General features: G+C 71.4%; 11 protein-coding genes. 7 read left to right on the forward strand and 4 right to left on the reverse strand.

The features are described 5' to 3' along the window. Positions 1 to 35: 35 nt before the first annotated feature. From clpB to CLV40_RS13535, 3 genes are all read right to left on the reverse strand, one after another. The gene (gene clpB / locus CLV40_RS13525) at positions 36 to 2633 is read right to left on the reverse strand and encodes an ATP-dependent chaperone ClpB (RefSeq protein WP_104479228.1); all 2598 of its coding nucleotides are present in this window, start codon (positions 2631 to 2633) and stop codon (positions 36 to 38) included. 388 nt (positions 2634 to 3021) lie between these two features. Continuing rightward, positions 3022 to 3477: a MarR family winged helix-turn-helix transcriptional regulator gene (locus CLV40_RS13530; protein ID WP_181043482.1), complete on the reverse strand. Its 456-nt coding sequence runs from the start codon at positions 3475 to 3477 to the stop codon at positions 3022 to 3024. A 75-nt stretch (positions 3478 to 3552) separates the two neighbouring features. Next, entirely contained in the window at positions 3553 to 4119 is a 567-nt protein-coding gene (locus CLV40_RS13535) for a pyridoxamine 5'-phosphate oxidase family protein (RefSeq protein ID WP_181043483.1), read from the reverse strand. Between the two features lie 228 nt (positions 4120 to 4347). Between CLV40_RS13535 and CLV40_RS13540 the strand changes: the two genes are divergently transcribed. The 7 genes from CLV40_RS13540 to CLV40_RS13570 all read left to right on the forward strand — a co-directional run bounded on the left by CLV40_RS13540 (position 4348) and on the right by CLV40_RS13570 (position 11709). Beyond that, positions 4348 to 5532, forward strand: coding sequence for an FAD-binding oxidoreductase (locus tag CLV40_RS13540; protein WP_181043484.1), 1185 nt, complete (start codon positions 4348 to 4350; stop codon positions 5530 to 5532). 305 nt (positions 5533 to 5837) lie between these two features. Further along, positions 5838 to 6668, forward strand: a complete 831-nt coding sequence (locus CLV40_RS13545; RefSeq protein ID WP_104479231.1) for a DUF4097 family beta strand repeat-containing protein — start codon at positions 5838 to 5840, stop codon at positions 6666 to 6668. Positions 6669 to 6671: 3 nt separating this feature from the next. Further along, positions 6672 to 7445, forward strand: coding sequence for a TetR/AcrR family transcriptional regulator (locus CLV40_RS13550; RefSeq protein ID WP_104479232.1), 774 nt, complete (start codon positions 6672 to 6674; stop codon positions 7443 to 7445). Between the two features lie 99 nt (positions 7446 to 7544). Continuing rightward, positions 7545 to 9410, forward strand: coding sequence for a molecular chaperone DnaK (gene dnaK / locus CLV40_RS13555; protein ID WP_104479233.1), 1866 nt, complete (start codon positions 7545 to 7547; stop codon positions 9408 to 9410). A 40-nt stretch (positions 9411 to 9450) separates the two neighbouring features. Beyond that, positions 9451 to 10086 carry a nucleotide exchange factor GrpE gene (grpE, locus tag CLV40_RS13560; protein WP_104479234.1) on the forward strand — a complete coding sequence of 212 codons (636 nt, stop codon included), beginning with the start codon at positions 9451 to 9453 and terminating at the stop codon, positions 10084 to 10086. A 19-nt stretch (positions 10087 to 10105) separates the two neighbouring features. Next, a complete protein-coding gene (gene dnaJ, locus CLV40_RS13565) occupies positions 10106 to 11287 on the forward strand; it encodes a molecular chaperone DnaJ (protein ID WP_104479235.1) in 1182 nt (393 codons plus the stop codon). Then, complete coding sequence (locus CLV40_RS13570; RefSeq protein WP_104479236.1) at positions 11284 to 11709, forward strand: heat shock protein transcriptional repressor HspR; 426 nt, start codon at positions 11284 to 11286, stop codon at positions 11707 to 11709. Before dnaJ ends, CLV40_RS13570 begins: the two co-directional genes overlap by 4 nt. A 46-nt stretch (positions 11710 to 11755) precedes the next feature. Here CLV40_RS13570 and CLV40_RS13575 read toward each other — a convergent pair whose 3' ends face one another. Next, positions 11756 to 12316, reverse strand: a complete 561-nt coding sequence (locus tag CLV40_RS13575; RefSeq protein ID WP_104479237.1) for a Shedu anti-phage system protein SduA domain-containing protein — start codon at positions 12314 to 12316, stop codon at positions 11756 to 11758. Positions 12317 to 12359 lie beyond the last annotated feature (43 nt).

Below are 12359 nucleotides of genomic sequence, written 5' to 3' on the forward strand. Positions count from 1 at the left end.
GGCGAGCGCGCCGCCGGACCCACCCGAGCCGGCCGCTAGGCGCTCGCCCGGGCCACGACCAGGCCCGAGTTGTCGTCCGCGATGTCCACCTCGACGGTGTCCCCGTCGCGGATGTCGCCGGACAGCAGCTGCTTGGCCAGCTGGTCGCCGATCGCCGACGACACCAGCCGCCGCAGCGGGCGGGCGCCGTAGACGGGGTCGAAGCCGTTGAGCGCCAGCCAGTCGCGGGCCCCGGTGGAGACCGACAGGGTGAGCCTGCGCTGGGTCAGCCGCCTGCCCAGCTTCGCGACCTGGATGTCGACGATCGCGGTCAGCTCCTCGGTGGCCAGCGAGTGGAACACGACCACGTCGTCGAGGCGGTTGAGGAACTCCGGCTTGAAGTGCCGCTGCACCACGGCCATCACGGCGTCGTGGCGGCCCCGGTCGTCGAGGCCCGGGTCGGTGATCGACTGGGAGCCCAGGTTGGAGGTGAGCACCAGGATGGTGTTGCGGAAGTCGACCGTGCGGCCCTGGCCGTCGGTCAGCCTGCCGTCGTCGAGGACCTGCAGCAGCACGTCGAAGACGTCCGGGTGGGCCTTCTCCACCTCGTCGAGCAGCACCACGGTGTAGGGCCTGCGGCGGACCGCCTCGGTCAGCTGGCCGCCCTGGTCGTAGCCGACGTAGCCGGGGGGCGCGCCGACGAGCCGGGCCACGGAGTGCTTCTCCGAGTACTCGCTCATGTCGACGCGGACCATGGCGCGCTCGTCGTCGAACAGGAACTCCGCCAGCGCCTTGGCCAGCTCCGTCTTGCCGACACCGGTCGGGCCGAGGAACAGGAACGAGCCCGTCGGCCGGTCCGGGTCGGCGACGCCCGCGCGCGCCCGGCGCACCGCGTCGGAGACCGCGCGCACGGCCTCAGCCTGGCCGACGACCCGCGAGCCCAGCGCGTCCTCCATGCGCAGCAGCTTCTGGGTCTCGCCCTCCAGCAGCCTGCCCGCCTGGATGCCGGTCCACGCGGACACGACCTCGGCGACGTCGTCCGGCCCGACCTCCTCCTTGAGCATCACCGCGCCGGGGGTGGGGGCCGCCGTGGCCGCGGTGGCCACCTCGAGCTCCTTCTCCAGCGCGGGGATGCGGCCGTAGCGCAGTTCGGCGGCGCGGCCGAGGTCGGCGTCGCGCTCGGCGCGCTCGGACTCGCCGCGCAGCGACTCCAGCTGCTCCTTCAGCTCGCGGACGCGGTCGATGGAGCCCTTCTCGTTCTGCCAGCGGGCGGTCAGCGCGGACAGCGCCTCGCGGCGCTCGGCCAGTTCGGCGCGCAGGGCGGCCAGGCGCTCCTTGGAGGCCAGGTCGTCCTCCTTGGCCAGGGCCATCTCCTCGATCTCCAGCCTGCGCACGGCCCGCTCGACCTCGTCGATCTCCACCGGCCGGGAGTCGATCTCCATGCGCAGCCGGGACGCGGCCTCGTCGACCAGGTCGATGGCCTTGTCCGGCAGGAACCGGGCGGTGATGTAGCGGTCGGAAAGGGTGGCGGCGGCGACCAGGGCGGTGTCGGTGATCCGCACGCCGTGGTGGACCTCGTAGCGCTCCTTGAGCCCGCGCAGGATGCCGATGGTGTCCTCCACCGACGGCTCACCGACGAACACCTGCTGGAATCGGCGCTCCAGCGCGGGGTCCTTCTCGATGTGCTCGCGGTACTCGTCGAGGGTGGTCGCGCCGACCATCCGCAGCTCGCCGCGGGCCAGCATCGGCTTGATCATGTTGCCCGCGTCCATCGCGCCCTCGCCGGTCGCGCCCGCGCCGACGATGGTGTGCAGCTCGTCGATGAAGGTGATCACCTGGCCCGCCGAGCCGGTGATCTCCTTGAGCACCGCCTTGAGCCGCTCCTCGAACTCGCCGCGGAACTTCGCACCGGCCACCATCGAGCCCAGGTCGAGCGCGACGACCCGCTTGCCGCGCAGCGACTCGGGCACGTCACCGGCCACCACGCGCTGGGCGAGGCCCTCGACGATGGCGGTCTTGCCGACGCCGGGCTCGCCGATGAGCACCGGGTTGTTCTTGGTGCGCCGGGACAGCACCTGCACGACCCGGCGGATCTCGGCGTCGCGGCCGATCACCGGGTCCAGCTCGCCCTTGCGGGCCCGCGCGGTGAGGTCGACGCCGTACTTCTCCAGCGCCTGGTAGGTGCTCTCCGGGTCGGGGCTCGACACCCTGGCCGAGCCGCGGACCTTGGTGAACGCCTCGCGCAGCGCGTCCGGGGTGGCACCGTGCCTGGTGAGCAGGCTCGCCACGTCACCGCCCTCGGCGGCCAGGCCGACCAGCAGGTGCTCGGTGGAGACGTACTCGTCGCCCAGCTCGGTGGCCAACTTCTGCGCGTGGGTGATCGCCCGCAGCGCCTGCTGCGACAGCTGCGGGGAGGACACCGTGGCGCCGGTGGCCGACGGCAGCGACCGCAGCAGCGGCTCCAGTTCCTTGCGGATCACGGTGGGGTCGACGCCGACTGCGGTGAGCAGCGGCGCGGTGAGCCCGTCGGTCTGGTCGAGCAGCGCGACGAGCAGGTGGCCCGGGCGGATGTCCGGGTTGCCCGCCGCGGAGGCCGCCTGTGCGGCCGTGGAGATCGCCTGCTGTGTCTTGGTCGTCGGGTTGAACGCGTCCATCTCCCACCTCGGTGTCGCACGCTCTTGTCACCACACACAACGTCAGAAAAGTTGAGTCTGTTCCACTCAACTAGAACCAACTCTAGGCCCTCTCCACCCCCACCGGGTGAACAGCGCGGGTATGGCCACCCGAACCCGCTCCGATCACCCAGCGGGGTGACGCGAGCACGCGGTCACCCACATGTCGCAAGCCAGCTATCCACACAAGTAATCCACTTGTCCACAATCCCCAGGTGCTTGTCCACAGGTCGGTGGACAACCGGGGCCGCGGCCCACCGGAACCCGGCACGCGGGTGGTGACCAGCGCCGATCCGCATCACACGGTCAGGTTAACGACGGGTAGCGCGGTCCGACTTTGTGCGCGCGATCACAAGCTCCGCCCCCCGCACTACAGGTCGTTGTTGAACCTGCCGAGCAACCGGGACAGGTCCACGATGTCACGCGTCGACCACTCCGACAGGCTCTCCCGCAGCCTGCGGCGGCGCAGCACCTGCACCTCGGCCAACCGCGCCGTGCCCGTCTCGGTCAACTGGACCAGCCGGGCGCGGCCGTCGGACGGGTCGGGCACCCGCTCGACCAGCCCCAACTCCTCCAGCCGGGCGATCTGCCTGCTGACCGTCGACTTGTCCAGCCCGGTGTGCTCGACGACGTCCGCGGCGCGCAGCGGGCCGATGCCGCTGAGGTGGACCAGCAGCACGTAAGAGGCGCCGTCGAGCCCCGGGTGCACCTTCGCCGCCAGCGCCAGCGAATAGCTGCGGACCCGGCCGAAGAGCTTGGCCAGCTCCCGCTCCAGGTCCTGCGCCGCGACCTCGTGGTCACCCTGCTCAGCCTGCCCGTCCGACACCCCGCGCCCCCTCCCCGCCACCGTGCGCGGAACGCTAACCGGACATCCCCGGCGCCGGGTGCGGGGGTGCGCTTCTCAGCCTGCCACGGCGCGGCTGTGCAGGTACGCCTCGGTCACGTCCACGACCACCCAGCGCTGGACCTCGCCGCCGGTCGGCAGCCCCCACCGCCGCGCCCCCGGCTCGGTCGCGTCGACCACCCGCGCCCGCCCGTTCACCTGGAGGCCGACCGCGCCCCGACCGGTCGCGCCCCGACCCGCGTCCACCATGAGCAGCCCGATGTTCGGGTTGACCCCGAGGTTGCCCAGGCCGGGCAGCGGATCGGGCGCGGCGCACGCGATCCGGCGGTCGTCCAGCACCCGGATGAACCCGGGCGGCCCGGACCAGAGCCCCGAGTCGCACTCGCCCTCGGCGTCGGCGGTGGCCACGAACGCGGTCCGCTGCCGCACCGCGAACTCGACCATCGACCCGGTCAGCCGGTCCCGCCCGACCGCGCCGCGCGGCTGCGGCGGCTGGGGCGGGCGGTGCCCGGACGGCTCGCGGGGGCCCACCGGGCACACCGTGGCGGGCGGCGGTTCCGCCGTGCCGAGCCGGAGCAGGTCGGTACCAGCGGGGCGCGTCTGGGGCATGGGGTCGACGGACACGCACGACACGGTTTCACGGGAAACGGCTGTTGCGTAGCCCACACGACCGATGTACCCCATTGGACGGATGCCCGGGCACGGGCAGTTACCGAGAATGACACGAAGGTGTGATGAGGGCAGTCAACCCGCCAAATCCGGTCTACTGTCCACACAGTCGGGGGATCAATGCGCGAATACCGTGATGACAGCCCTAACGGGCGCCAGAGAGGTGGAATCAACCCCCCGATCATGACAGCGAACGCAATGGTGAGTCCGATCCCGACCTCGCAGGCGCGTACCGAGTCACCCACCGCGGTCTCCACCATGGTGCGCCTGGTCCGCGAGAGCTTCGCGGTGGTCGAACCGGTCTCCGACCAGGTCGGACAGTTCTTCTACGGGATGTTGTTCAGCATCACTCCCTCGGCCAGGGAGATGTTCCCGGCCAACATGCAGGTCCAGCGCTCCCGCCTGCTGCGCGCGCTGGTGCACGTCGTGCAGATGGTCGACCGGCCGGAGGACCTGGTCCCGTTCCTGCGCCAGCTCGGCCGCGACCACCGCAAGTTCGGTGTGGTCAGCTCGCACTACGAGGCGGTCGGCATGGCGCTGATCGCCGCGGTCAAGAAGTTCGCGGGCGACCACTGGACCGACGAGGTCGAGCGCGCCTGGGCCGAGGCCTACACGATCATGGCCCGCGCGATGCTCGACGCCGCGGCCGCCGACGAGGGCCCGGCGTACTGGACCGCGGAGATCATCGACCACGAGCGGCTGGGCTGGGACCTGGCCGTCGTCCGGCTGAAACCGGACTACCCCCTGCCGTACAAGCCGGGCCAGTACGTCAGCGTCGAGGTGCCCCAGCGGCCCCGGCTGTGGCGGTACTTCACCCCGGCCAACGCGCCGCGCGCCGACGGGATCGTGGAGTTCCACATCCGGGGCGTGGAGAACGGCTGGGTCAGCCGGTCCGTGGTGGCGCACGCCAAGGTCGGCGACAAGTGGCGCATCGGCCCGCCGATGGGCCGCATCGGGGTCGACCGGCACGCGGGCCGGGACGTGCTGATGATCGCGGGCGGCACCGGCCTGGCGCCGATGCGCGCGATCATCGACGACCTGGCGCAGTGGGGCGAGAACCCGAGGGTCCACTTGTTCCTCGGCGGTCGGACCCGGACCGACCTCTACGACCTGCCCTACCTGCGGGCGGTCACCGCGACCAACCCCTGGCTGACCGTGACCGCGGTCGTCGAGTCCGAGCAGGACGCGGCGGTGCACGGCCTGGAGCACGGCACGCTAGCCGACGTGGTCACCCGGTTCGGCACCTGGGAGGAGCGCGACATCCTGGTGTCCGGCTCCCCGTCCATGATCCGCTCGACGGTGTCGCGGATGCTGGTCGCGGGTACGCCCCTGGACCGGATCAGCTACGACCCGTTCACCCTGGACTGAGTCACCACCCCAATCGAAGAAGCAGGTGCGGCCGGGTCGCCGTAGCGGTGCCGCGCGCCCCGGGGAACCGGCGGACCCGCGTACCGATACCCGCCGGACCCGGTGTCCGGGCAAACCAGCCTGTATACGGCTTACCTGCGGCAACGGCCACGCAGGCGGCAACCGTCCCTGAGTCCGCTACCCCGACGTCCACCCCCAGGGGTAGGGAGAACCTCAGGGCGGAGTCGGGGGCGTCCCCGATTCCCGGCACCACCCGGCGGACCTAGTTTTCGTGGCATAGCAGGTTTCTCGCCGAGGGGTGTGTGATGGGGCAGCGGAGAGTCGTAGTGGGGGTGGCCGTCGCGGGGGTGGCGGTCCTGATGTCTTCGCTCGGGGCGTGCTCGCTCGCGAACCAGCGGTTCACCGACGACGCGGGGGTCGACCAGACCATCCGCACCGTCCGGATCGCCACGGACGCGGGCGCGGTCACGCTGCGGACCGGCACGTCGACCACGGTGCGGCGCACGGTGTCGTACCGGGACGACAAGCCGGGGGTCACGCACCGGGTCGAAGGGGACGCGTTGGTGCTGGGCTCCTGCCCGGTGCGCCACTGCGAGGTCGACTACGAGGTCGTCGTGCCTGCGGGGGTGTCGATCTCGGGGGAGGTCGACGCGGGCGCGGTCGACCTCGAGGGCGCCTCGGCGGTGAACCTGCGTTCGGGGGCGGGGGAGGTGAAGGTGCGCAAGGTGTCGGGCTCGGTGAACGTCGTGGCCGACGCGGGCCGCGTCGACCTGGTCGGCATCGGGGGCGCGGTCGCGGTGGAGTCGCAGGCGGGGGCCGTCTCCGTGCGGGACGTCGCGGGCGACGCCACCGTGCGCGCCGACTCCGGGAAGGTGGAGGCGCTGGGCATCGCGGGCAAGGTCGACGCGCGGTCCAACGCGGGCGGCGTCGAGGTGCGCACGACCAAAGCGGGGGAGGTGCGGGCGGAGTCGGACTCGGGGGCGATCACGATCACGGTGCCCAGGGGGAGCGGGTACCGGGTCGAGGCGGGCAGCGACGCGGGGCACGTCGACAACCAGATCGGCAACGACACCTCCGCCGCGTACCTGGTGCACGCCACCACCAACGCGGGCGACGTCGTGGTCAGGTTCGGCTGAGCCATGACCAACAACGACGCGTACCGGGGTGACAACGCCCGACCCGTGGTCCACGAGCGGGCCGACGCCGCGCGCAACCGCAGGCGGATCCTGATCGCCGCGCGGGGGCTGTTCGCCCAGCGCGGGGTGGACACCGTGACCATGGACCAGATCGCCGCGGCGGCCGGGGTGGGCAAGGGGACCCTCTTCCGGCGCTTCGGCGACAAGTCCGGCCTGGCCGCGGCGCTGGTCCAGGAGGGGGAGCGGGACCTGCGCGACCGCGTGGCGGCCGGTCCGGCGCCGCTGGGGCCGGGGGCGGCCCCGGCGCGGCGGCTGCACGCGTTCTTCGACGCGTACCTGGGTTTCCTCGCCGACCACCTCGACCTCGTGCACCTGGCGGAGACCGCGCGGCCGGGCACCCGGTACCGGATCGCGGCCTACCGGACGTGGCACGACCACGTCGCGGACCTGCTCGGCCAGGCGCGGGTGCCGGGCGACCGGCGCGCGCTGGCGCACGTGCTGCTCGCCGCCGTCGCGGCCGACCTGCAGCGCGCCGTGCGGGGCGAGGTCCCCGCCGAGCGCATGCGCGAGTCGGTGCTGTGCGTCGTCGACGCGACGCTGGCGCAGGCCGCGCTCAGCGCCACCGGCAGTGCCGCATGCGCGGTGAACATCGCTTCCACCAGCGCGAACGTCCCTCCCGCCGCAGCGGACACCGCCGCGCCCGCGAGCCAGGGAGTGACCGCGCTCACGCCGGGAACACCGAGCCGGGGTGCCGCGTTGTGGGTGCAGGAAGGTTGAGCGGGTAGGGCTCAAGTTCCCAAGCTGAGTCCGGTAGACTCAACTTCAGCGGGCAACCGCACCACAGGCAATCAAGGCATCGGTCAACAGGAGGAAACAATGGCGCGAGCGGTCGGCATCGACCTGGGGACGACCAACTCCGTCGTCGCCGTCCTCGAAGGCGGTGAACCGACGGTTATCGCCAACTCGGAGGGCTCCCGGACCACCCCGTCCATCGTGGCGTTCGCCAAGAACGGTGAGGTGCTGGTCGGCCAGCCCGCCAAGAACCAGGCGGTCACCAACATCGACCGCACGGTCAAGTCGGTGAAGCGGCACATCGGCACCAACTACAAGACCGAGGAGATCGACGGCAAGGCCTACACCGCGCAGGAGATCAGCGCCCGGGTGCTGATGAAGCTCAAGCGCGACGCGGAGGCCTACCTCGGCGAGCCGATCACCGACGCGGTGATCACCGTGCCCGCCTACTTCGAGGACGCCCAGCGCCAGGCCACCAAGGAGGCCGGGCAGATCGCGGGCCTCAACGTGCTGCGGATCGTGAACGAGCCGACCGCGGCGGCGCTGGCCTACGGCCTGGACAAGGGCGCCAAGGAGCAGACCATCCTGGTCTTCGACCTCGGCGGCGGCACCTTCGACGTGTCCCTGCTGGAGATCGGCGACGGCGTCGTCGAGGTCCGCGCGACCTCCGGCGACAACCACCTCGGCGGCGACGACTGGGACCAGCGGGTCGTCGACTGGCTGGTGGAGAAGTTCAAGGCGTCCAGCGGCATCGACCTGACCAAGGACAAGATGGCGCTGCAGCGGATCCGCGAGGCGGCGGAGAAGGCGAAGATCGAGCTGTCCAGCTCGAACAGCGCCAACATCAACCTGCCGTACATCACCGTGGACTCCGACAAGAACCCGCTGTTCCTCGACGAGACGCTCTCCCGCGCCGAGTTCCAGCGGATCACCTCCGACCTGCTCGACCGCACCCGCACCCCGTTCAACAACGTGGTCAAGGACGCCAACGTCTCCGTCGGCGAGATCGACCACGTGGTGCTGGTCGGCGGTTCCACCCGGATGCCCGCCGTGGCCGAGCTGGTCAAGGAGCTGACCGGCGGCCGCGAGCCGAACAAGGGCGTGAACCCGGACGAGGTCGTCGCGGTCGGCGCGGCGCTGCAGGCCGGTGTGCTCAAGGGCGAGGTCAAGGACGTCCTGCTGCTCGACGTGACCCCGCTGTCGCTGGGCATCGAGACCAAGGGCGGGGTGTTCACCAAGCTCATCGAGCGCAACACCACCATCCCGACCAAGCGCTCCGAGATCTTCTCCACCGCGGACGACAACCAGACCACCGTGGGCATCCAGGTGTTCCAGGGTGAGCGCGACTTCGCCGCGGACAACAAGAAGCTCGGCACCTTCGACCTGACCGGGCTGCCGCCCGCGCCGCGCGGCGTGCCGCAGGTCGAGGTCACCTTCGACATCGACGCCAACGGCATCGTGCACGTCAGCGCGAAGGACCTGGGCACCGGCAAGGAGCAGTCGATGACCATCACCGGCGGCTCCGCGCTGCCGAAGGACGACATCGACCGGATGGTCCGCGACGCCGAGGCGCACGCCGAGGAGGACCGCAAGCGCCGCGACGAGGCCGACGTCCGCAACCAGGCCGAGACGCTGGTCTACCAGACCGAGAAGTTCGTCAAGGACAACGAGGACAAGATCCCGGCCGAGACCAAGGAGAAGGTCGGCGCCGCGATCACCGAGGCCAACGAGGCGCTCAAGGGCACCGACATCGCCGCGATCAAGTCGGCGATGGAGAAGCTGGCCACCGAGTCGCAGGCCATCGGCTCCGCGCTCTACTCCAACACCGGCGCGGGTGCCGAGGCCGGTGCGGGTGCGGGTGCGGGTGCCCCGGGCGGCGAGGGCGCGCAGGCCAAGCCGGGCGCCGACGACGTCGTGGACGCCGAGATCGTGGACGAGGACAAGAAGTGACCTTCCCTCTGTCCACGACGAACACCGGCGAGGTGGCGCAGTGAGCGAGCAGCAGGGCGGCCCCGAGGAGCCGCAGGTCGTGGTGAACGACCGACGCCGGATCGACCCGGAGACGGGCGAGGTCCGGGACGCGGTCGAGGAGGTGCCCGCCCCGGCGGGCACCCACGCACCGTCCACACCGGAGTCCGCGGTGGGCGAGCCGGAGATCGATCCGGCCGCCGCGCTGAAGGCCCAGTTGGACGAGCGCACCGCGGACCTGCAGCGCCTGCAGGCCGAGTACGCCAACTACCGCAAGCGGGTGGAGCGCGACCGCGAGGCTGTGGTCGCCTCCGCCAAGGCGCAGGTCGTCACCGACCTGCTCTCGGTGCTCGACGACGTGGAGCGCGCGGCCGCGCACGGTGACCTCACCGGTGCGTTCAAGGCCGTTGCCGAGAAGCTGACCAGCTCGTTGCAGAAGACGGGTCTCGAACCGTTCGGCCACGAGGGCGAGCCGTTCGACCCGTCGGTGCACGAGGCGGTGCAGCACAACACCTCCGCCGAGGTCTCCGGGCCGACGGTCACCGGCGTGCTGCGCCGGGGCTACCGGTTCGGCGACCGGGTCGTGCGCGCCGCGCTGGTCGCGGTCACCGACGCGGACCCGGACGCCGTGGCGGGCACCCCCGCCGCGGCGGGCTGACGAGAGGAGGGGACGTCCGGTGAGTGCCAGGGACTGGATCGACAAGGACTTCTATCGCGAGCTGGGCGTCTCCTCCGACGCCTCGGACGCCGAGATCAAGAAGTCGTACCGCAAGCTGGCCCGCGAGCTGCACCCCGACGCGAACCCGGGCAACGCCGACGCCGAGGCCCGGTTCAAGTCGGTCTCCGAGGCCTACGGCGTGGTCGGCGACCCGGAGAAGCGCAAGCAGTACGACGAGGCCCGCTCGATGTTCGGCTCCGGCGGCTTCCGCCCGGGCGGCTTCGGCGGCGGTGGCGGCTTCGAGTTCAACGACGTTTTCAACCAGCAGGGCGGCTTCGGCGGCGGTGGGGGCGGCGGACTGGGCGACCTGTTCGGCAACCTGTTCAACCGCGCCCGCGGCGGCGGTAGTGGTGGTGGCGGTGGCGGCCGGGCTCGTCGCGGCGCGGACGTGGAGACCGAGGTCCGCATCGACTTCGTCGAGGCGGTCAAGGGCGCCACCGTCCCGCTGCGGCTGTCCAGTCCGTCCACTTGCGACACCTGCCACGGCTCGGGCGCCCGCCCGGGCAGCACCCCGCGCACCTGCGCCACCTGCGGCGGCGTCGGCCTGGTCAGCCGCAGCCAGGGCGCGTTCGCGTTCAGCGAGCCCTGCCGCGACTGCCGCGGCACGGGCCGCATCATCGACGACCCCTGCCCCGACTGCGCGGGCGAGGGCGTCAACACGAAGACCCGGACGCTGACCGTCCGCATCCCGGCCGGGGTGCAGGACGACCAGCGCATCCGCCTCGCGGGCCAGGGCGAACCCGGCTCGGGCGCCGCGGGCGCGGGCGACCTGTACGTGCGCGTGCACGTCACCCCGCACCCCGTCTTCGGGCGCGACGGCAACGACCTGACGCTGAAGGTGCCGGTCACCTTCCCGGAACTGACCCTGGGCACCACCCTGACGGTGCCCACCCTGGACGGCACGGTCTCGCTCCAGGTCCCCCCCGGCACGTCCTCCGGCCGCGTCTTCCGCGTCCGCAACAAGGGCGTCGCCCGGCGGGACGGCCAGGTGGGTCACCTGCTGGTCACCGTCCAGGTGGCGGTGCCCGGCAACCTCGACCAGGGGGCCAAGGACGCCCTGGAGGCCTACGCCACGGCCACCGCCACCCACGACCCGAGGCCTGAACTGACCGCACTGGTGCAGAAGGCGAGGCAATCGTGAACCCGTTCCCCCCCGGCACGGACGAAGACACACCCGTCTTCGTCATCTCGGTGGCCGCCCAACTCTCCGGTCTCCACGCCCAAACCCTCCGCAGCTACGACCGCCAAGGCCTGGTCTCCCCCGGCCGAACCCCGGGCGGCGGCCGGCGGTATTCGGTGCGCGACATCGCCCTGCTGCGGGAGGTGCAGCGGCTGTCGCAGGAAGCGGGCGTCAACCTGGCAGGCATCAAGCGCATCATCGAATTGGAGAACGAGGTCGACGCGCTGCGCGTCCGAGTGGCGGAACTGACGGAGGAACTGGCGGCGGCGTACGTGGCAGCGGAACAGGCCGCGGCGGCGATCCACAAGTCCTACCGGCACGACCTGGTCCCGGTCCGCCAACAGACCGCGCTGGTCGTCTGGCGCCCCCAAAAGCGCGGCTGACCCCAGCCCCGCACAAGGCCCGCTCGCCGTTCGGCAGCGGGCCTTTTCACGCACTCCCCAGCGACCTGCGCGCACTGTCGATCAGCTGCTTGTAGGTCATGACGTCGATCCGGCTGAGGTGGCTCACGTAGGTCCGCAGGGCCTCGTTGACCTGCTGCTCGGTGAACGCCGTGTCGAAGTCGGGCTGCCCCACCACCACGGTCGCGCTCGCCCGACGGGCATCGAGCCCGAACTTCTCCTGGATCAACTGCCGTTGCTCATCGAAGTCCCGCAGGTAGTTGGCCACCTGCGCCACCGCGTCGTGCACCTCCGCCGAGGGCACGGGGTTGTCCCGGGACAGCTTGACCGTCTGCACGTTGGCCCTCGTCAGTTCGACAACGTGCAACACGCCATCCGGACGCACCAGGGCGATATCGACTTCGTTGCCCGGCGACAGCCGACGAACCCCAGCCTCCGCGTGCCACGCACTCGTTGCGTTGACCGTGTACTCAAGCATCCGGACCCTGTCCTGCCCGGAGTTGTCGTACAACCGGTACTTGTTCATGAGATCGTCTTCCAGAACTCGCCCTTCGGCGTAGGCGATCGCGTCAGCGATCCCACTCCGCACGGACAGGAGGTCAGGTTCCCCGCCCCTTGCGGCAGGCAAGACG

The organism is Actinokineospora auranticolor (genome assembly GCF_002934265.1).
GTDB classification, from domain to species: domain Bacteria; phylum Actinomycetota; class Actinomycetes; order Mycobacteriales; family Pseudonocardiaceae; genus Actinokineospora; species Actinokineospora auranticolor.